The following is a 17360-nucleotide window of genomic DNA, read 5'->3' as shown; positions in this document are numbered from 1 at the left end:
AATCGTTCACGGCCCCTTCTCGGACTTCACAGCCCCTTCTCGGACAGGAGCACCATGACGCTGAGCTCTCCCCGGCGGTCCGCCCTCGTCGATCAGGTGATCGCGCAGCTGCGCAACCAGATCACCTCGGGCGAGTGGGCGGTGGGATCACGCATCCCGACCGAGCCGGAGCTGGTCGAGCAGCTCGGAGTGGCGCGCAACACCGTCCGCGAAGGCGTGCGCGCCCTGGCCCACAACGGTCTGCTCGACATCCGGCAGGGCTCGGGCACCTACGTCGTGGCGACGAGCGAGCTGGCCGGGGTGATGCACCGCAGGTTCTCCGGCGCCGATCCGCGCCACGTGGCCGAGCTGCGCTCCACCCTGGAGTCGGCGGCGGCGAAGCTGGCCGCGGAGCGGCGTACCGAGCGCGAGCTCAAGCAGCTGGACACGCTGCTCGAACGGCGGGAGGAGGCCTGGGCGTCCGGCGACCGGGAGGCCTTCGTCGCGGCCGACGCCACGCTCCACCTGGCGGTCGTCGCCGCCTCGCACAACGACGTACTGACCGAGCTGTACGCGGACCTCGGCCATCTGCTGCGCGACTGGCTGCGGGACGACGTGGCCCTCGACATGACCCCGGAGCGCCACATGGACCACAGCCGCATGGTCGACGCGATCCGGGCGGGCGACGCGGAGACGGCCGCTTCGGAGGCCGCGGCCCACGCCTTCATCTGCCTGCCGGAGCGGCTCGCGGGCCACTGAGCCCCGGCCGCGCCTCGGTCAGGACACCTTCTGGTGGGTCATCCACACCGCGCCGACGCCCTTCCAGCACCGGTCGGTGAGCCGCACGGTCTGGCCCGGGGCCACGTCCACCGGCGCCGCGTCCGCGTCCAGGTCCCACCACATCGCGCAGTCGGTGTGCAGCGCCACCCGGTCGGTGTCCGGGTAGGGGTTGTGGCAGTACGCGACGACGTGCGAGCCCTGTACCGAGGCCCGGCAGGCGGCGCCGAACGGCTCGGGCGCCGGCGTCGCGGGCACGGCCTCGGGGGCGGTCGCGGCGCGCACCACGGACGGAGCCGCGAGACCGGCCGCCGTGACGAGCAGGAGGAAGAGCAGGGCCAGGGCCCGGCGCTCCGCGACACGCAGGGGGCGCGACACCGCGCCACCTCCTCCCCGTTCGACTGTCCGGCCCGTCCGGTTCGATCAGTCTGCGGTCCGGTCGCGCTCCACGCACGGCGGCCGCCCACCGAACGGGTCGGTGGGCGGCCGCCGCGGGGCGTTCGGGTGTTACGCGCCCATCATGTGCACGCCACCGTCGACGTGGATGATCTCGCCGGTGGTCTTCGGGAAGAAGTCCGAGAGCAGCGCCACGATGCCGCGGCCGGCCGGCTCGGGGTCGGCCATGTCCCACGACAGCGGGGAGCGGGTGTTCCACACGTCGGCGAGGTCCGAGAAGCCCGGGATGGACTTGGCGGCCATCGAGCCGAGCGGCCCGGCCGAGATCAGGTTGCAGCGGAAGTTCTCCTTGCCCAGGTCGCGGGCGAGGTAGCGCGAGGTCGCTTCGAGCGCGGCCTTGGCCGGGCCCATCCAGTCGTACTTCGGCCAGGCGAACTGGGCGTCGAAGGTGAGGCCGACGACGGATCCGCCGTTCGGCATCAGCGGACGGCAGGCCATGGTGAGCGACTTCAGGGAGAACGCCGAGACGTGCATCGCGGTCGCGACGTCCTCGAAGCTCGCCTCCAGGAAGTTGAAGGCGCCCTGCGGCGCGAAGCCGATCGAGTGCACGACGCCGTCCAGGCCGCCGAGCTCGTCCTCGACCAGGCCCGCGAGGCGGTCGAGGTGCTCCTGGTTGGTCACGTCGAGCTCGATGACCTTCGCGGGCTTGGGGAGCTTCTTGGCGATGCGCTCGGTCAGGGTGGGCCGCGGGAACGCGGTGAGGATGATCTCCGCGCCCTGCTCCTGCGCGACCTTGGCCGCGTGGAAGCTGATGGAGGACTCCGTCAGCACACCCGTGATGAGGATGCGCTTGCCCTCGAGAATTCCGCTCATGGTGATCAGTGACCCATGCCCAATCCGCCGTCAACCGGGATGACGGCTCCAGTGATGTACGAGGCGTCGTCGGAGGCGAGGAACTTCACCGCGGCGGCGATCTCCTCGGGCTGCGCGTAGCGGCCGAGCGGCACCTGGGACACGATGCCCGCGCGCTGCTCCTCGGTGAGCACCTTGGTCATGTCGGTGTCGACGAAACCGGGTGCGACGACGTTGAAAGTGATGTTCCGGGAGCCGAGCTCACGCGCCAGCGACCGGGCGAAGCCCACCAGGCCCGCCTTGGAGGCGGCGTAATTGGCCTGGCCCGCCGAGCCGAGGAGTCCGACGACCGAGGAGATCAGGACCACGCGGCCCTTCTTCGCGCGCAGCATGGCGCGGTTGGCGCGCTTGACCACACGGAAGGTGCCGGTGAGGTTGGTGTCGAGCACGGACGTGAAGTCGTCCTCGGACATCCGCATCAGGAGCTGGTCCTTGGTGATGCCCGCGTTGGCGACCAGGACCTCCACCGGACCGTGCTTCTCCTCGATCTCCTTGTAGGCCTGCTCCACTTGCTCGGCGTCGGTGATGTCACACCTGACGGCCAGGCAGCCCAGTTCGGCGAGCGCGGCCGGCGGCTCTCCGGAGCGGTACGTGATCGCGACCTTGTCGCCGCTCTCGGCAAAAGCGCGGGCGATGGCGAGGCCGATGCCCCGGTTACCTCCGGTGACGAGAACCGAGCGGCTCAACGGATCACCCTTTCGATAGGCGGATTCGTACTCCCGCAAACTATCGGTACCGCCCTACTTACGAGGAATCGAGCCCTGACAGTGGCATGGAACGAGCGCTGTCGGGTCCCTACAGAAAGGGCGTAGTCAGCAAGGCTCCGGACGCGACATGATCGGGGCGGCCGGTCGCATACGACAGGGAGACAGCTGTGCCAACTGGGACCCATTCCATCGACGAAGCCTTCACGGCGCTCCCCTTGCGGGCGCTCGCCGACGCGGCTCTGGCCCGCGCCCGCGCGCTCGGCGCCGACCACGCGGACTTCCGTTTCGAGCGGGTGCGCAGCGCGTCCCGGCGGCTGCGGGACGCCCGGCCCGCCGGCTCCTCCGACACCACCGACCTCGGCTACGCGGTCCGCGTCGTGCACGGCGGTGCCTGGGGATTCGCCTCCGGGGTCGATCCGACCATGGGCGCGGCCGCCAAGGTGGCCTCCGCCGCGGTGGCCATGGCCAAGCTGTCCGCGCAGGTCATCGCGGCCGCCGGGTCGGACGAGAGGGTGGAGCTCGCGGCCGAGCCGGTGCACTCGGAGAAGACCTGGGTCTCCTCGTACGAGATCGACCCCTTCACGGTGGCGGACGAGGACCAGAGCGCGCTGCTCGCCGACTTCAGCGCGCGGCTGCTGCGCGCCGACGGGGTGGAGCACGTGGACGCCTCGCTGCTCACGGTGCACGAGAACAAGTTCTACGCGGACACGGCGGGCACCGTGACCACCCAGCAGCGGGTGCGGCTGCACCCTCAGCTCACGGCGATCGCGGTGGACCGGACGAGCGGCGAGTTCGACTCGATGCGCACCCTCGCGCCGCCGGCCGGGCGCGGCTGGGAGTACCTGACGGGCACGGGCTGGGACTGGGATTCCGAGCTCGCGGAGATCCCCTCGCTTCTGGCCGAGAAGATGCGGGCGCCCGCCGTCGAGAGCGGTCGCTACGACCTCGTGGTGGACCCGTCCAACCTGTGGCTGACCATCCACGAGTCGATCGGCCACGCCACCGAGCTCGACCGGGCACTCGGCTACGAGGCGGCGTACGCGGGCACCTCGTTCGCCACGTTCGACCAGCTGGGCAAGCTGGCGTACGGCTCGCGAGTGATGAACGTGACCGGCGACCGCACCGCCGAGCACGGGCTCGCCACCATCGGCTACGACGACGAGGGCGTCGAGGCGCAGTCCTGGGACCTGGTGAAGGACGGCACCCTGGTCGGTTACCAACTCGACCGCCGCACCGCCAAGTTGACGGGCCTTGGCCGCTCCAACGGCTGCGCCTTCGCCGACTCGGCCGAGCACGTGCCCGTCCAGCGGATGGCCAACGTGTCACTCGCACCGGAGCCGGGCGGGCTCTCCACGGAGGATCTGATCGGCGGGGTCGAGCGCGGCATCTATGTGGTCGGCGACCGCTCGTGGTCGATCGACATGCAGCGCTACAACTTCCAGTTCACCGGCCAGCGCTTCTTCCGCATCGAGAACGGACGCCTCGCGGGCCAGCTCCGCGATGTCGCCTACCAGGCGACGACCACGGATTTCTGGGGCTCCATGGAGAAGGTGGGCGGCCCCCAGACCTATGTCCTGGGCGGCGCCTTCAACTGCGGCAAGGCCCAGCCGGGGCAGATCGCGGCGGTCTCCCACGGCTGCCCCTCCGCCCTGTTCCGCGACGTCAACATCCTCAACACCGCTCAGGAGGCGGGTCGATGAGTTCCCGTACGACCGTCAAGCCGCACGAGATCGTCGAGCGGGCCCTGGAGCTGTCCACCGCCGACGGCTGTGTCGTCATCGCCGACGAGCACTCCTCGGCGAACCTGCGCTGGGCCGGCAACGCGCTGACCACCAACGGCGTCACCCGCGGGCGGACGCTGACCGTGATCGCGACGGTCGACGGCGCGGAGGGCACCGCATCCGGTGTCGTGTCGCGCTCGGCCGTCACCGCCGCCGACCTGGAGCCGCTGGTGCGGGCCGCCGAGGCCGCCGCGCGGGCCGCCGGGCCGTCCGAGGACGCCCAGCCGCTGGTCACCGGAGTCCCGCAGTCGGCGGACTTCACCGAAGGGCCGGCCGAGACCACCTCCGCCGTGTTCGCCGATTTCGCGCCCGCGCTCGGCGCGGCCTTCGCTCGCGCCAAGGCGGGCGGACGCGCGCTGTACGGGTTCGCCAACCACGAGCTGACCAGCACGTACCTGGGCACGTCCACGGGCCTGCGGCTGCGTCACGACCAGCCCAACGGCACCCTTGAACTCAACGCGAAGGCCGCCGCGACCGCCGGGGGCCCCGCCCGCTCGGCCTGGGCGGGCCGGACCACCGCGGACTTCACCGACGTCGATCCGGGCGCCCTCGACGAGGAGCTCACCCGCAGGCTCGGCTGGGCCGAGCGCCGCGTCGAGCTGCCCGCCGGGCGGTACGAGACGCTGCTGCCGCCGACCGCCGTGGCCGATCTGCTGATCTACCAGATCTGGTCGGCCTCGGCCCGGTACGCCGCCGAGGGCCGGACCGTGTTCTCGAAGCAGGGCGGCGGCACCCGCGTCGGCGAGACCCTCGCACGGCTGCCGCTCTCGCTGCGCAGCGACCCGAACGAACCGGGCCTCGCCTACGCGCCGTTCATGGTGGCGCACTCCTCGGGCGACACCGCGTCGGTGTTCGACAACGGTCTTCCCATCGGCGCGACCGACTGGATCCGCGACGGCCGCCTGGAGAACCTGGTCACCACCCGGCACAGCGCCCGCCTCACCGGCCTGCCCGTCACGCCGCCCGCCGGGAACCTCGTCCTGGACGGCGGCGGCGAGCGCTCCCTGGACGAGATGGTCGCCGCCACCGAGCGGGGTCTGCTCCTGACGTGCCTGTGGTACATCCGCGAGGTGGACCCGGCGACGCTGCTCCTGACCGGACTGACCCGGGACGGCGTGTACCTCGTCGAGAACGGCGAGGTGGTCGGCGAGGTCAACAACTTCCGGTTCAACGAGTCGCCGGTCGACGTGCTGTCGCGGGCCACCGAGGCCGGGCGCACCGAGAAGACGCTGCCCAGGGAGTGGAGCGACTACTTCACCCGGACCGCGATGCCCGCGCTGCGCGTTCCCGACTTCAACATGAGCTCGGTCAGCCGGGGCGTATAACCTCGGTGCTGGCAGTAAGCACGTCAAGCACATCTGGACAGCACGTCCGAAGGAGACAAGAGACCCGTGACGGACATCGTCGACGAACTGCAGTGGCGTGGGCTGATCGCCCTCTCCACTGACGAGGACGCATTGCGCAAGGCGTTCGCGGACGGTCCCGTCACGTTCTATTGCGGCTTCGACCCGACCGCGCCCAGCCTGCACCTCGGCAACCTGGTGCAGATCCTCACCATGCGCCGGCTCCAGCTCGCGGGAAACCGGCCACTGGGCCTGGTCGGCGGCGCCACCGGCCTGATCGGCGACCCGAAGCCCAACTCGGAGCGCACCCTGAACGCGCCGGAGGTCGTGGCGGGCTGGGTCGAGCGGCTGCGCGGCCAGATCGAGCGGTTCCTCGACTTCGAGGGCCCGCACGCCGCGACCATGGTCAACAACCTGGACTGGACGTCGGGCCTGTCGGCGATCGGCTTCCTGCGGGACGTCGGCAAGTACTTCCGGGTCAACAAGATGATCGCGAAGGAGGCCGTCTCGCGCCGGCTCAACTCCGACGCGGGCATCAGCTACACCGAGTTCAGCTACCAGATCCTGCAGGGGATGGACTTCCTGGAGCTCAACCGGCGCTACGGCTGCACGCTGCAGACCGGCGGCAGTGACCAGTGGGGCAACCTCACGGCCGGCACCGACCTGATCCACCGGGTCGAGCCGGACGCCGAGGTGCACGCCCTGGCCACGCCGCTGATCACCAAGGCGGACGGCACCAAGTTCGGCAAGACGGAGTCCGGCACGGTCTGGCTCGACCCCGAGCGGACCACGCCGTACGCCTTCTACCAGTTCTGGCTGAACGCGGACGACCGGGACATCTCGAAGTTCTTGCGGATCTTCAGCTTCGCGTCCCGCGAGGAGATCGAGGAGCTGGAGCGGCTCACCGAGGAGCGGCCGCAGGCCAGGGCCGCGCAGCGGGCGCTCGCCGAGGAGCTGACGACGCTGGTGCACGGCGCCGAGCAGACGGCCGCGGTGACCGCCGCGTCCAAGGCGCTCTTCGGCCAGGGCGAGCTGACGGAGCTGGACGAGGCGACGCTCGCCGCCGCCCTGTCCGAGCTGCCGAACGCGAAGGTGTCCGAACTCGGCCCGCTCACCGACCTGTTCGCCGAGGTCGGTCTGGTCGCCAGCAAGTCGGCGGCCCGCCGCACCGTGAAGGAGGGCGGCGCCTACGTGAACAACGTGAAGGTGACGGCCGAGGACGCGGTGGCCACGGCCGGGGAGCTACTGCACGGGCGCTGGCTGGTGCTGCGCCGCGGCAAGAAGAACCTGGCGGCCGTGGAGTTCACCGGCGCCTGACCGGGTTCACCTTCCGGTTCACCGGCACCTGACCGGCGGCCCGCGCGGGAGCCGGACCGGGCCGGTGCGAGCACGCGTGAGGGGGGCGGTTCCGTCGCGGAGCCGCCCCCCTCGCGCGTGCCGTCAGGCTCTCTGCTTGTTGCCCCGCACCGCCATGTACAGCATGTCGCCGAGGAAGACGATGACGACGGCTGCGGCGATCTGGAGGCCGTGCCGGCCCCAGTCGATGCCCTTGGTCTCGGCGATGCCGATGGCCCGCGCGATCGAGTTGCCGACGATGGCGCCGATGATGCCGAAGATGGTGGTCAGCCAGAGCGGACTGTGCTGCTTGCCGGGAATGATCGCCTTGGCGATGAGACCGAGTACGAATCCCACGATGATGGCCCACAACCAGCCCATGGCTGCCTCCTAGTACGGCTCGACGTGAGCAGGTTCAGCCAGTCTCGACCCGTACCCCGTACGGCGCATGTCGGACTCGTCCGTACGTGGCATGTACTGCGCCATTCACGCGGGTAGGAGCCGCCCCGGTCTCGAACCCGGCGGAGCCGCGGCGTACGGTGAGAGCAGTCCGGGCCGGGGAGAGCCCGCCGTGGAATTCGGGTGGTGGAACGTGATGCGGAAGCAGAGCAGCGGCCAGGTCTTCCGGATCACCGGAGCCCGCCGGTCGCTCGACGAGGACGTCCGGGGCCGGCAGCGCCGCTACGTGATCTCGATGTCGATCCGCACGCTTTCCGTGATCCTCACGGCGGTGCTGTGGAACGTCGAGCGTCCCGTCGCCATCGTGACGCTGGCACTGGGCGCGCTGCTGCCCTATGTGGCGGTCGTGTTCGCCAACGGGGGCCGGGAGAACGTGACTTCGCTCCCCTCCACCTTCGTCCCCGCCCCTTCCCGCCCTGCGCTCGGCGCGGCCCCGATGGGCGGCTCCGCCCCGTCCGCGGCGGAGCCCCCGGCCGATGACCACGCGTCGCGCCTCCGCGAACAGGGCTGACGCACACCGTCCGCCAAGCTCAAGAAAACCTCAGATCAATCATGAAGTTCCGGTGCACCACACCGGGTCCCCCATGACATACTTCGTAAGCGCTCCGCATCCCCCGTCGGAGCGACGGACCGACGCCGGGCAGCTCCCCCCGTGGCTGCTCGGCGTCGCCATTTCTGCGGGGCCGCATGCCGCACAATGTCTCTGTGAGTGACGAGACCGGCGACGAGACCCCCATCTGTTCCGCCAAGGGCTGCCGTGCCGCGGCCGTCTGGGTCCTGGCCTGGAACAATCCCAAGATCCATACGCCGGAGCGGCGCAAGACGTGGCTCGCGTGCCAGGAGCACCGCGAGCACCTCTCCCAATTCCTGGGCGTACGGGGCTTCCTGAAGGATGTGGTGACGCTCTCCGCGTGGGAGTCGACCGGCTCGGAGGGCTCAGCCGCCGATCGCTGACATCGGGCGCTCGGGCTGCAGGAACGAGGGGTCGTCCAGACCGGATCCGGCCTTCTTCCCCCACATGGCCAGCTTCCACAGCCGGGCGATCTCCTCGTCGCCCGCGTCCGAGCGCAGCGCGGCGCGCAGGTCGGACTCCTCGCGGGCGAACAGACAGGTGCGCACCTGGCCGTCGGCGGTGAGCCGGGTGCGGTCGCAGGACCCGCAGAACGGGCGGGTCACGGAGGCGATGACGCCCACGGTGTGCGGGCCGCCGTCGACCACCCAGCGTTCGGCGGGCGCGGAGCCCCGCTCGTCCTCGCCCTCGGGGGTGAGCGCGAAGCGCGTGCGCAGCGACCGCAGGATGTCGCCGGCGGTGATCATGCCGTCGCGCTTCCAGCCGTGCTGGGCGTCGAGGGGCATCTGCTCGATGAAGCGGAGCTCGTAGTCGTGCTCGACGGCCCAGGCCAGCAGGTCGGGGGCCTCGTCGTCGTTGAGGCCGGGCATCAGGACGGCGTTGATCTTGACCGGGGTCAGGCCGGCCGCGCGGGCGGCCTCCATGCCCTCGATGACGTCCTTGTGCCGGTCGCGGCGGGTCAGTGTCTTGAACACGTCGGGGCGCAGGGTGTCGAGGGAGACGTTGACGCGGTCGAGGCCGGCCGCCTTCAGGGCGGCGGCGGTCCGCTTGAGACCGATGCCGTTGGTGGTGATCGACATCCTGGGGCGCGGCTCCAGGGCGGCACAGCGCTCGACGATCCCGACCAGGCCGGGCCGGAGCAGCGGCTCGCCGCCGGTGAAGCGGACCTCGGTGATGCCGAGGTCGGTGACGGCGATGCGGATCAGGCGGACGATCTCGTCATCGGTCAGCAGATCGGGCTTGGCGAGCCACTGCAGCCCCTCTTCCGGCATGCAGTACGTGCACCGCAGATTGCACCGGTCCGTGAGCGAGACACGCAGGTCAGTGGCCACACGGCCGTAGGTGTCGATGAGCACTGTGGGCCCCCTCCCCCGTCGTCGAAGATTCATCGGACATCGCGCGGATGTGTATACACCCGAGCCTACGCGAGAGATACGACAACTGCGGGGGCCGATTGTCACGAGGTGCGGCGAGGCCGTGTCGTAGGACCCTACGACACGGCCTCCGCCACGCTCCGTGCGGTCGTACGTCAGTGGGCGCCGACGCCGGTGAGGGACTTGACCTCCAGCTCGGCGTACTTGCCCGGGTCGGACTCCTCCTTGGACAGGAGCGATCCGATCCAGCCGAGCAGGAAGCCGAGCGGGATGGAGATGAGCCCGGGGTTCTCCAGCGGGAACCAGTGGAAGTCGACGCCCTTGAACATCGAGGTCTTCGGGTTGCCGGAGACGACGGGCGAGAACAGCACCAGGAACACCGAGCTGAACAGGCCGCCGTAGATGGACCACAGGGCGCCCTGGGTGGTGAAGCGTTTCCAGAACAGGCTGTAGAGGATGGTCGGCAGGTTGGCGGAGGCGGCCACGGCGAAGGCGAGCGCGACCAGGCCGGCCACGTTCATGTCGCGGGCGAACGCGCCGAGCAGGATGGCGACCGCGCCGATGAGGACGGTGGCCCAGCGGGCGGCTCTCATCTCCTCCTTCTCGGTCGCCTTCCCCTTGCGGATGACGTTGGCGTAGATGTCGTGCGCGAAGGACGAGGACGAGGCGAGGGTGAGACCCGCGACGACGGCGAGGATCGTCGCGAAGGCGACCGCACTGATCACCGCGAGCAGGGTCGCGCCTCCCGTGGTGCCCACGCCGCCGCCCAGATATTCGGCGAGCTGCGGGGCGGCGGTGTTGCCGGCCGGGTTCTGCGCCTTGATGGCGGCGGGCCCGACCAGCGCGGCCGCGCCGAAGCCGAGCGCGATGGTCATCAGGTAGAAGGCGCCGATGATGCCGATCGCCCAGTTCACCGACTTACGGGCGGCCTTCGCGGTGGGCACCGTGTAGAAGCGGATCAGGATGTGCGGCAGGCCGGCGGTGCCGAGCACCAGGGCGATGCCGAGCGAGATGAAGTCGAGCTTGGACGTGCCGCTGGCGCCGTACTTCAGGCCGGGCTCCAGGAACGCCGAGCCCTTGCCGCTCTTCTCGGCCGCCGAGCCGAGCAGGTCGGAGACGTTGAAGTGGAACTTGAGCAGCACCAGGAAGGTCATCAGGATGGTGCCGGCGATGAGCAGGACCGCCTTGACCATCTGGACCCAGGTGGTGCCCTTCATGCCGCCGATGGTGACGTAGAGGATCATCAGGACGCCGACGAGCGCGACGATGAGGATCTTGCCCGCGTCGGTGGTGATGCCGAGCAGCAGCGAGACGAGCACGCCCGCGCCGGCCATCTGCGCCAGGAGGTAGAAGATCGAGACGACGATGGTGGAGGCGCCGGCCGCGGTACGGACCGGGCGCTGGCGCATCCGGTAGGCGAGCACGTCGCCCATCGTGTAGCGGCCGGCGTTGCGCAGCGGTTCGGCGACCAGGAGGAGCGCCACCAGCCACGCGACGAGGAAGCCGATGGAGTAGAGGAAGCCGTCGTAGCCGAACAGGGCGATGGCTCCGGCGATGCCGAGGAAGGACGCCGCGGACATGTAGTCGCCGGAGACCGCGAGGCCGTTCTGGAACGCGGTGAACTGGCGGCCGCCCGCGTAGAAGTCGGAGGCGTTCTTGGTCTGGCGGCCCGCCCACACGGTGATGGCGAGGGTCGCGGCGACGAACACCGCGAACAGGGTGATGATCAGCGGCCGGTGCTCGGTGGTCGAGGAGGCGGCGAGCGGGAGGGCGAGGGGAACGAGGGCGGGGCTCATGCGTCGGCCTCCATGCGGTGCTTGATGACCTCGGCCTTGGGGTCGAGCTTCGCCGCGGCGTGCCGGGAGTAGAACCAGGCGATGAGGAAGGTGGTCAGGAACTGGGCGAGGCCGAAGACGAACGCCACGTTGATGTTGCCGACGACCTTGGTGCCCATGAGGCCGCCCGCATAGCTGGACAGCAGCACGTACAGCAGGTACCAGCTGATGAAGGCGACGGTCAGCGGGAAGGCGAACGACCGGTGGGCGCGGCGGAGTTCACCGAATTCGGCGCTCTGCTGCTCCGAGACGAACGCCTCGGTACTGGGCTGGGCCGGGCGGGGGACCGCCCCGGCTTCGGGGGGCGACGCGTCGGTGGCCACGGATTCTCCTCGCGGTGCGGATGCGGCGGGCACGGATAGTTCGGACATGGGGTCCTCGCTGTGGGGTGGTGATGCGGTCCCCCTGACAACGGCACGGGGCGCGGGGCGTCTCGGTTCACCGCGGCCGTTTTTTGTCCGTGGCGCGTTCTCCCGCCGGCCCGTGGCGCGTTCCGCGCGGACCCCCGGTCCGGCCGCACGACGTGTCGCGCGAATCGGCCGAAGTCGTTGATCCGCCCGGATGATCGGCGATAGCTTCGCTTCTCGGTCCGCCCGCCCGTGGCGGCCCCGCGGCCCCGGCCGCCGTTCCTCACGTCCGTACGTACCGAGAGTCCCGCCAACCCCATGGAGACCCCATGACGTTGCACATCTCCCGTACGCGCCGCGCCATCGCCGCCTCGGCGGGCCTGGCCACCGCCGCCGCGCTCGCGCTGCTCCCCGGCACGGCGACGGCCGCGCCCGCCGGTCCTGCCGCGTCCGGCCCGAAGGCCGGGCAGACCGCCGGGCCCGAGCTGAGCTACATCGTCAACGTCCGCCCCGGACAAGGTAATTCGGCCCGCGTGAAGAGAGCGGTCGCGCAGGCGGGCGGCTCGGTCCTGCAGGCGTACGACCGGATAGGCGTCCTCGTGGTGCACTCCGCCAACGCGGACTTCGCGAAGACGATCCGCACGGTGCGGGGGGTCGATTCGGCGGGGGCGACGCGGACCGCGCCGCTGCCCGCACAGTCCACCACCGATGTGGGCACGCCGAAGAACCTCACCGCCGAGCAACTGAAGGCGGTCACCGCCAAGGCGGCGCCCGGCGAGGATCCCCTGGAGCCGTTGCAGTGGGACCTGAAGGCGATCAAGGCGGACAAGGCGCACGAGAAGACCCTGGGCAGCTCCCGGGTGACCGTCGGCGTGATCGACACGGGCGTCGACGACACCCACCCCGACATCGCGCCCAACTTCGACCGCGCCAAGTCGGTCAGCTGCATCACCGGCAAGCCCGACACCACGGACGGCGCGTGGCGCCCGTTCACCACCGGCGGCTCCCCCCACGGCACCCATGTGGCGGGCGAGATCGCGGGCGCCAAGAACGGCGTCGGCATCACCGGGGTGGCGCCCGGGGTGAAGATCGCGGCGATCAAGGTGTCGACGCAGGGGGGCAGCTTCTTCTACACGGAGGCCGTCGTCTGCGGCTTCATGTGGGCGGCCGAGCACCACATCGACGTCACCAACAACAGCTATTACACCGACCCCTGGTACTTCAACTGCAAGGACGACCCCGACCAGAAGGCGCTGGTGGAGGCGATCACGCGGGCGTCGACGTACGCCGAGTCCCGGGGCACGGTCAACGTGGCGGCGGCCGGCAACGAGAACTACGACTTCACGTCCGACTCGATCACCGACCCGTCGAGCCCGAACGACTCCACCCCGGGCGGCCGGGTGATCGACCCGCGCACGTGCCTCGACATCCCGACCCAGCTGCCGGGCGTGGTGACCGTCGCCTCGACCGGCGCCAAGGGGTGGAAGTCGTCGTTCTCGAACTACGGGCTCGGCGTCATCGACATCGCGGCCCCGGGCGGCGACTCGACGGCGTACCAGCCGCCGCAGGCCCCGGCCACCAGCGGCCTGATCCTGGGCCCGGTGCCGGGCGGTACATGGGCGTACATGGCGGGAACATCCATGGCGACGCCCCATGTGGTGGGCGTGGCGGCCCTGTTGAAGTCGACCCACCCGCACGCGTCCGCGACCCTGATCAAGGCGCTGCTCGCGCTCCAGGCGGACCGGACGCCGTGCACCACGCCGTACGACATCGACGGTGACGGCACGGTGGACGCGGTCTGCCAGGGCGGGAAGTTCTACAACGGCTTCTACGGGGCGGGCATCACCAACGCCTTCAACGCCGTGAAGTAACAGATACACCAAGGGAGTTGAAGGGGGCCGCCCGCATCGCGGACGGCCCCCTTCGGTGTGCCGCGGTCCGCTACGGCTTGACGAGGACCTTCAGGGCGGTGCGCTCGTCCATCGCGCGGTAGCCGTCGGGCACGCCCTCGATGCCGACCGTGAGGTCGAAGACCGGGGAGGGATCGATGGTGCCGTCGAGGACGTCGGCGAGCAGCTCGGGGATGTAGGTGCGCACGGGCGCGACGCCGCCGCGCAGCGCGATGTTGCGGTCGAACATGACGCCGAGGTCGAGGCCGGTGCCGCTGCCGTGCGGGACGCCGACGTAGCCGATGGCGCCGCCGTCGCGGGTGATGTCGACGGCGGTGCGCATGGACTGCTCGGTGCCGACGGCCTCGATGACGGCGTGCGCGCCCTGGCCGCGGGTCAGGTCGCGCACCGCGTCCACGGCGGCCTCGCCGCGCTCGGCGACGACGTCGGTGGCGCCGAAGAGCTTCGCGATGTCGGTACGTGCCTGGTGGCGGCCGAGCGCGATGATCCGCTCGGCGCCGAGCCGCTTGGCGGCGAGCACCCCGCACAGGCCGACGGCGCCGTCACCGACGACGGCGACGGTCGTGCCGCGCCCGACGCCGGCCCCGATCGCCGCGTGGTGTCCTGTGCCCATGACGTCGGACAGCGCGAGCAGCGCGGTCAGCAGGTGGTCGTCGGACGCGGCGTCGGCCGGGAGCTTGACCAGGGTGCCGTCGGCGAACGGGACGCGGACGGCTTCGCCCTGCCCGCCGTCGGAGCCGACCGAGCCCCAGAAGCCGCCCTGCGGGCAGGAGGTGGTCAGACCCTCGGAGCAGAAGTCGCAGGTGCCGTCCGACCAGACGAAGGGCGCCACGACGAGGTCGCCCTTGCGGAACCCGCGGACCTCGGGACCGGCCTCCTCGACGATGCCGAGGAACTCGTGGCCGATCCGCTGGCCGGGCTTGCGCGCGGACTCCCCGCGGTAGGCCCACAGGTCGCTGCCGCAGATGCAGGCGCGCAGGACACGGACGACCGCGTCGGTGGACACCTGGACCTTCGGGTCCGGCACCTCCTCCACCCGGATGTCGTGGGGGGCGTGGATGACGGTGGCGCGCATGGTGCAGGTCCTTGCCGGTCAGGGGTGGTTCAGATGGTCCGGGGCGTTCGGGTCGTCCGGGACTCTTCACGGTACGCCTGTGCGAGGAGTGCCTGTGCGCCGACGTAGGTCAGCATGATCCAGAAGTCGGGGCGCGGAAGCTGCGGCCAGTCGGCGACGCCGGTGGCGATGAGGGTGTCGGAGAGCAGGAACAGGGCGCCGCCGAGGCCGACGAGCGGGCCGAGCCGCGAGGACCGGCAGGCCATCGTGGTCAGCAGCAGGCTGTACCCGGCGACCGGGATCCGCAGTCCGGCGGGCAGGTCCGTCCAGAGTGCGGCCACGGTGGCGACGAGCGCGATCCCGTACGCGGCGCCGAGAGCGGGATGCGTCCTGCCCCGCCCGAACAGCACGAGGTAGCAGACGTGCCCGGCGGCGAAGCAGCCCATGCCGAGCAGGAAGGCGGCGTCGGCGCCCGAGAGCAGGAACACGTCTCCGCCCCAGCCGCACAGGAGCGCGGCGACGAGCGGCCTCGGCCCGCCCCGGGCGTACACGTGCCCGGCGAGCAGCGGCATGAGGAGCGGCTTGGCGACCAGGTGCCCGGTGTGCCATCCGGCGAGGAGCGAGAGGAGGTCGAGGAGACAGGCGAGGGCGAACGCGATCAGGAGCGGGGCCGCGGCGCCACCGCGCCGCCCGCCCGGCACTCCGCTCGCACCCGGGGCCGTGCCCGCCGCCGTGCCCGCCGCCGTGCCCGGGGCCGTGTTCGTGTCCCGGTCCGTGCCGCGCGGGGCGGCGTCCGCGCCGGGTGCGGTCATACGGCGCGCTCCGCCACCGGGGCGGGCTCGACGGCGGCCGCGGGGACCGTCCGCGCGGCCGGTTCGCCGGCGCTCGCGGCGGCGGTCCGCGGCTGCCAGCCCGGCCCGCGGAAGATCCGTCCGGCCCGCTCGCGCCAGGTGCTCGCGGCGCGCACGTCACGGGCGATGGCGGCGTACTCGTGGGTCGCGACGCGCAGCGGGTTGTAGGTGGCGATGTTCTTGGTGAGCCCGAACACGGGGCGCTCGGTCTCGGCGGTGAACGAGCCGAACATCCGGTCCCAGACGATCAGGATGCCGCCGAAGTTGCGGTCGAGGTAGCCGCCCTGCGAAGCATGGTGAACCCGGTGGTGCGAGGGCGTGTTGAACACGAACTCGAAGGGCCGGGGCAGCTTGTCGACGCGCTCGGTGTGCACCCAGAACTGGTAGACGAGGTTGGCCGAGGAGCAGAACGCGAGCACGGCGGGGTGGACGCCCAGCGCGATGAGCGGCACGTAGAACGGCCACACCGTCCACGTCGTCCAGGGCTGGCGCAGAGCGGTGGTCAGGTTGAACTTCCGGCTGGAGTGGTGCACCACGTGGCAGGCCCACAGGATCCGGATGACGTGGTGGCCGCGGTGCGACCAGTAGTAGAAGAAGTCCTGCCCGAGCAGCATCAGCGGCACGGTCCACCACAGCACGGGGATCGCGAGCGGCGTGAGGGCGTACACCGCCGTGTAGAGGGCGACGATCGGAATCTTCCACAAGGCGTCGAAGACCAGACTGCCGAGCCCCATGCCGACGCTGGTGGCGGCGTCCTTCGTCTCGTACCCGGCGGCGTCCTCGTCCGGATGGAGGCGGTAGCTCACCATCTCGACGACGGTGAGCAGCACGAAGGCGGGTATCGACCACAGCACGACATCGGGCAGGTTCGGCGACATGCCTGCACCGTAGGGGCGCGGCGGCGGGTCCGGCTAGATGTTGTTACCGACAAGTATGCGAGACGTGTTGTCAGCAGGCTTTGGCGGGTTCCGCCAATCCGGGCCCGCGGCCGGGGCGGGACCTACACCCCGGCCGCGCCCAGCAGCACCCCCGCCGCATACGTGACCCCCATCGCCACCGCACCCCCGCCCACGTTCCGCAGGACCGCGCGGCCCACCGGGGCCGAGCCGAGGCGGGCGCTTCCCCAGCCCGTCAGAGCGAGCGCGGCCAGGACCGAGCCGACCGTCACATAGAGGCGCACCGAGGCCGGCGGCAGCACGATGGCGAGGAGGGGTAGCAGCGCGCCCGCCGTGAAGGCCAGGAAGCTGGCCCAGGCCGCGTGCCAGGGGTTGGTGAGTTCGTCGGGGTCGATGCCCAGCTCGACGTCGGCGTGGGCGCGCAGCGCGTCGCGTTCGGTGAGCTGGAGCGCCGCCTCGCGGGCCACGTCCTCGCTGAGGCCCCGGGCCGCCAACAAGCCAGTCAGTTCGGCGAGTTCGGCCTCGGGCTGCTCCTTCAGCTCGCGCCGCTCCATCGCGAGCGCGGCTTTTTCGGAGTCGCGCTGGGTGGAGACGGAGACGTACTCGCCGGCCGCCATGGACATGGAGCCGGCGAGCAGTCCGGCCAGGCCCGCCGTCAGGAGGGCCGAGCGCGCGTCCGTCGCCCCGGCCACGCCGACGACGAGACCGGCGGTCGAGACGATGCCGTCGTTGGCGCCGAGCACCGCGGCCCGCAGCCAGTTGAGCCGCGAGCCGAGCGCCCCGTTGTGCGCCTCGTCGTGCTGGTCGGATGAGCTCATGCGGGGCAGCGTCTCA

The 17360-nt window shown here is 71.0% G+C and carries 18 protein-coding genes; 7 read left to right on the top strand and 11 right to left on the bottom strand.

Features of this window, described 5'->3' with window-relative positions:
• Positions 1 to 54 precede the first annotated feature (54 nt).
• Positions 55 to 738: a FadR/GntR family transcriptional regulator gene (locus tag OG432_RS27620; RefSeq protein WP_328313670.1), complete on the top strand. Its 684-nt coding sequence runs from the start codon at positions 55 to 57 to the stop codon at positions 736 to 738.
• Positions 739 to 756: 18 nt separating this feature from the next.
• On the opposite strand, the gene OG432_RS27615 is transcribed toward OG432_RS27620, so the two are convergent.
• From OG432_RS27615 to fabG, 3 genes are all read right to left on the bottom strand, one after another.
• Complete coding sequence (locus OG432_RS27615; protein WP_443058468.1) at positions 757 to 1134, bottom strand: hypothetical protein; 378 nt, start codon at positions 1132 to 1134, stop codon at positions 757 to 759.
• A 129-nt stretch (positions 1135 to 1263) separates the two neighbouring features.
• Positions 1264 to 2025 (bottom strand): enoyl-ACP reductase FabI, encoded by a 762-nt coding sequence (gene fabI, locus OG432_RS27610; protein ID WP_328313669.1) that lies wholly within the window; start codon positions 2023 to 2025, stop codon positions 1264 to 1266.
• A gap of 5 nt (positions 2026 to 2030) precedes the next feature.
• Positions 2031 to 2750: a 3-oxoacyl-[acyl-carrier-protein] reductase gene (fabG, locus tag OG432_RS27605; RefSeq protein ID WP_267053936.1), complete on the bottom strand. Its 720-nt coding sequence runs from the start codon at positions 2748 to 2750 to the stop codon at positions 2031 to 2033.
• 209 nt (positions 2751 to 2959) lie between these two features.
• Between fabG and OG432_RS27600 the strand changes: the two genes are divergently transcribed.
• The 3 genes from OG432_RS27600 to tyrS all read left to right on the top strand — a co-directional run bounded on the left by OG432_RS27600 (position 2960) and on the right by tyrS (position 7212).
• Entirely contained in the window at positions 2960 to 4471 is a 1512-nt protein-coding gene (locus tag OG432_RS27600) for a TldD/PmbA family protein (protein ID WP_443058613.1), read from the top strand.
• Complete coding sequence (locus tag OG432_RS27595; RefSeq protein WP_328313667.1) at positions 4468 to 5877, top strand: TldD/PmbA family protein; 1410 nt, start codon at positions 4468 to 4470, stop codon at positions 5875 to 5877. Before OG432_RS27600 ends, OG432_RS27595 begins: the two co-directional genes overlap by 4 nt.
• Before the next feature lie 66 nt (positions 5878 to 5943).
• Positions 5944 to 7212 (top strand): tyrosine--tRNA ligase, encoded by a 1269-nt coding sequence (gene tyrS, locus OG432_RS27590; protein ID WP_328313666.1) that lies wholly within the window; start codon positions 5944 to 5946, stop codon positions 7210 to 7212.
• 123 nt (positions 7213 to 7335) lie between these two features.
• Here the strand turns inward: tyrS and OG432_RS27585 are convergent, their stop codons facing one another.
• Complete coding sequence (locus OG432_RS27585; RefSeq protein ID WP_328313665.1) at positions 7336 to 7611, bottom strand: GlsB/YeaQ/YmgE family stress response membrane protein; 276 nt, start codon at positions 7609 to 7611, stop codon at positions 7336 to 7338.
• A 214-nt stretch (positions 7612 to 7825) separates the two neighbouring features.
• On the opposite strand from OG432_RS27585, the gene OG432_RS27580 reads away from it, so the two are divergent.
• Both OG432_RS27580 and OG432_RS27575 read left to right on the top strand, forming a co-directional pair.
• Positions 7826 to 8200 (top strand): DUF3099 domain-containing protein, encoded by a 375-nt coding sequence (locus OG432_RS27580; RefSeq protein WP_328313664.1) that lies wholly within the window; start codon positions 7826 to 7828, stop codon positions 8198 to 8200.
• Between the two features lie 194 nt (positions 8201 to 8394).
• Positions 8395 to 8643, top strand: coding sequence for a hypothetical protein (locus OG432_RS27575; protein ID WP_328313663.1), 249 nt, complete (start codon positions 8395 to 8397; stop codon positions 8641 to 8643).
• Here the strand turns inward: OG432_RS27575 and moaA are convergent.
• The 3 genes from moaA to OG432_RS27560 all read right to left on the bottom strand — a co-directional run bounded on the left by moaA (position 8626) and on the right by OG432_RS27560 (position 11791).
• The gene (gene moaA, locus OG432_RS27570; RefSeq protein ID WP_328313662.1) at positions 8626 to 9615 is read right to left on the bottom strand and encodes a GTP 3',8-cyclase MoaA; all 990 of its coding nucleotides are present in this window, start codon (positions 9613 to 9615) and stop codon (positions 8626 to 8628) included. The two genes, OG432_RS27575 and moaA, sit on opposite strands and share 18 nt — an antisense overlap.
• A gap of 173 nt (positions 9616 to 9788) precedes the next feature.
• The gene (locus tag OG432_RS27565) at positions 9789 to 11429 is read right to left on the bottom strand and encodes a solute symporter family protein (protein ID WP_328313661.1); all 1641 of its coding nucleotides are present in this window, start codon (positions 11427 to 11429) and stop codon (positions 9789 to 9791) included.
• Positions 11426 to 11791, bottom strand: coding sequence for a DUF485 domain-containing protein (locus OG432_RS27560; protein ID WP_328313660.1), 366 nt, complete (start codon positions 11789 to 11791; stop codon positions 11426 to 11428). The genes OG432_RS27565 and OG432_RS27560 overlap by 4 nt, the downstream gene beginning before the upstream one ends.
• Before the next feature lie 353 nt (positions 11792 to 12144).
• Here OG432_RS27560 and OG432_RS27555 point away from each other — a divergent pair, with 353 nt between their 5' ends.
• Positions 12145 to 13686 (top strand): S8 family peptidase, encoded by a 1542-nt coding sequence (locus tag OG432_RS27555; protein ID WP_328313659.1) that lies wholly within the window; start codon positions 12145 to 12147, stop codon positions 13684 to 13686.
• A 70-nt stretch (positions 13687 to 13756) separates the two neighbouring features.
• On the opposite strand, the gene OG432_RS27550 is transcribed toward OG432_RS27555, so the two are convergent.
• From OG432_RS27550 to OG432_RS27535, 4 genes are all read right to left on the bottom strand, one after another.
• Positions 13757 to 14800 (bottom strand): zinc-dependent alcohol dehydrogenase family protein, encoded by a 1044-nt coding sequence (locus tag OG432_RS27550; protein WP_328313658.1) that lies wholly within the window; start codon positions 14798 to 14800, stop codon positions 13757 to 13759.
• Between the two features lie 29 nt (positions 14801 to 14829).
• Positions 14830 to 15591, bottom strand: a complete 762-nt coding sequence (locus tag OG432_RS27545; RefSeq protein ID WP_328313657.1) for a lysoplasmalogenase — start codon at positions 15589 to 15591, stop codon at positions 14830 to 14832.
• Entirely contained in the window at positions 15588 to 16508 is a 921-nt protein-coding gene (locus OG432_RS27540) for a sterol desaturase family protein (RefSeq protein WP_328313656.1), read from the bottom strand. The genes OG432_RS27545 and OG432_RS27540 overlap by 4 nt, the downstream gene beginning before the upstream one ends.
• 122 nt (positions 16509 to 16630) lie before the next feature.
• Positions 16631 to 17344: a VIT1/CCC1 transporter family protein gene (locus OG432_RS27535; RefSeq protein ID WP_328313655.1), complete on the bottom strand. Its 714-nt coding sequence runs from the start codon at positions 17342 to 17344 to the stop codon at positions 16631 to 16633.
• Positions 17345 to 17360: the final 16 nt, after the last annotated feature.

Origin of the sequence: Streptomyces sp. NBC_00442 (genome assembly GCF_036014195.1) — a bacterium.
GTDB lineage: Bacteria > Actinomycetota > Actinomycetes > Streptomycetales > Streptomycetaceae > Streptomyces.
Note: the sequence above shows the minus strand (reverse complement) of the source record. Positions and strands in the feature narration are given on the sequence as shown.

Bases quoted from the DNA above. Each gene is read 5' to 3' on its own strand.
- OG432_RS27620 (WP_328313670.1), top strand. From the start codon at position 55: ATGACGCTGAGCTCTCCCCGGCGGTCCGCCCTCGTCGATCAGGTGATC.
- fabI (WP_328313669.1), bottom strand. From the start codon at position 2,025: ATGAGCGGAATTCTCGAGGGCAAGCGCATCCTCATCACGGGTGTGCTG.
- OG432_RS27595 (WP_328313667.1), top strand. From the start codon at position 4,468: ATGAGTTCCCGTACGACCGTCAAGCCGCACGAGATCGTCGAGCGGGCC.
- OG432_RS27585 (WP_328313665.1), bottom strand. From the start codon at position 7,611: ATGGGCTGGTTGTGGGCCATCATCGTGGGATTCGTACTCGGTCTCATC.
- OG432_RS27580 (WP_328313664.1), top strand. From the start codon at position 7,826: ATGCGGAAGCAGAGCAGCGGCCAGGTCTTCCGGATCACCGGAGCCCGC.
- OG432_RS27565 (WP_328313661.1), bottom strand. From the start codon at position 11,429: ATGAGCCCCGCCCTCGTTCCCCTCGCCCTCCCGCTCGCCGCCTCCTCG.
- OG432_RS27555 (WP_328313659.1), top strand. From the start codon at position 12,145: ATGACGTTGCACATCTCCCGTACGCGCCGCGCCATCGCCGCCTCGGCG.
- OG432_RS27550 (WP_328313658.1), bottom strand. From the start codon at position 14,800: ATGCGCGCCACCGTCATCCACGCCCCCCACGACATCCGGGTGGAGGAG.
- OG432_RS27545 (WP_328313657.1), bottom strand. From the start codon at position 15,591: ATGACCGCACCCGGCGCGGACGCCGCCCCGCGCGGCACGGACCGGGAC.
- OG432_RS27540 (WP_328313656.1), bottom strand. From the start codon at position 16,508: ATGTCGCCGAACCTGCCCGATGTCGTGCTGTGGTCGATACCCGCCTTC.
- OG432_RS27535 (WP_328313655.1), bottom strand. From the start codon at position 17,344: ATGAGCTCATCCGACCAGCACGACGAGGCGCACAACGGGGCGCTCGGC.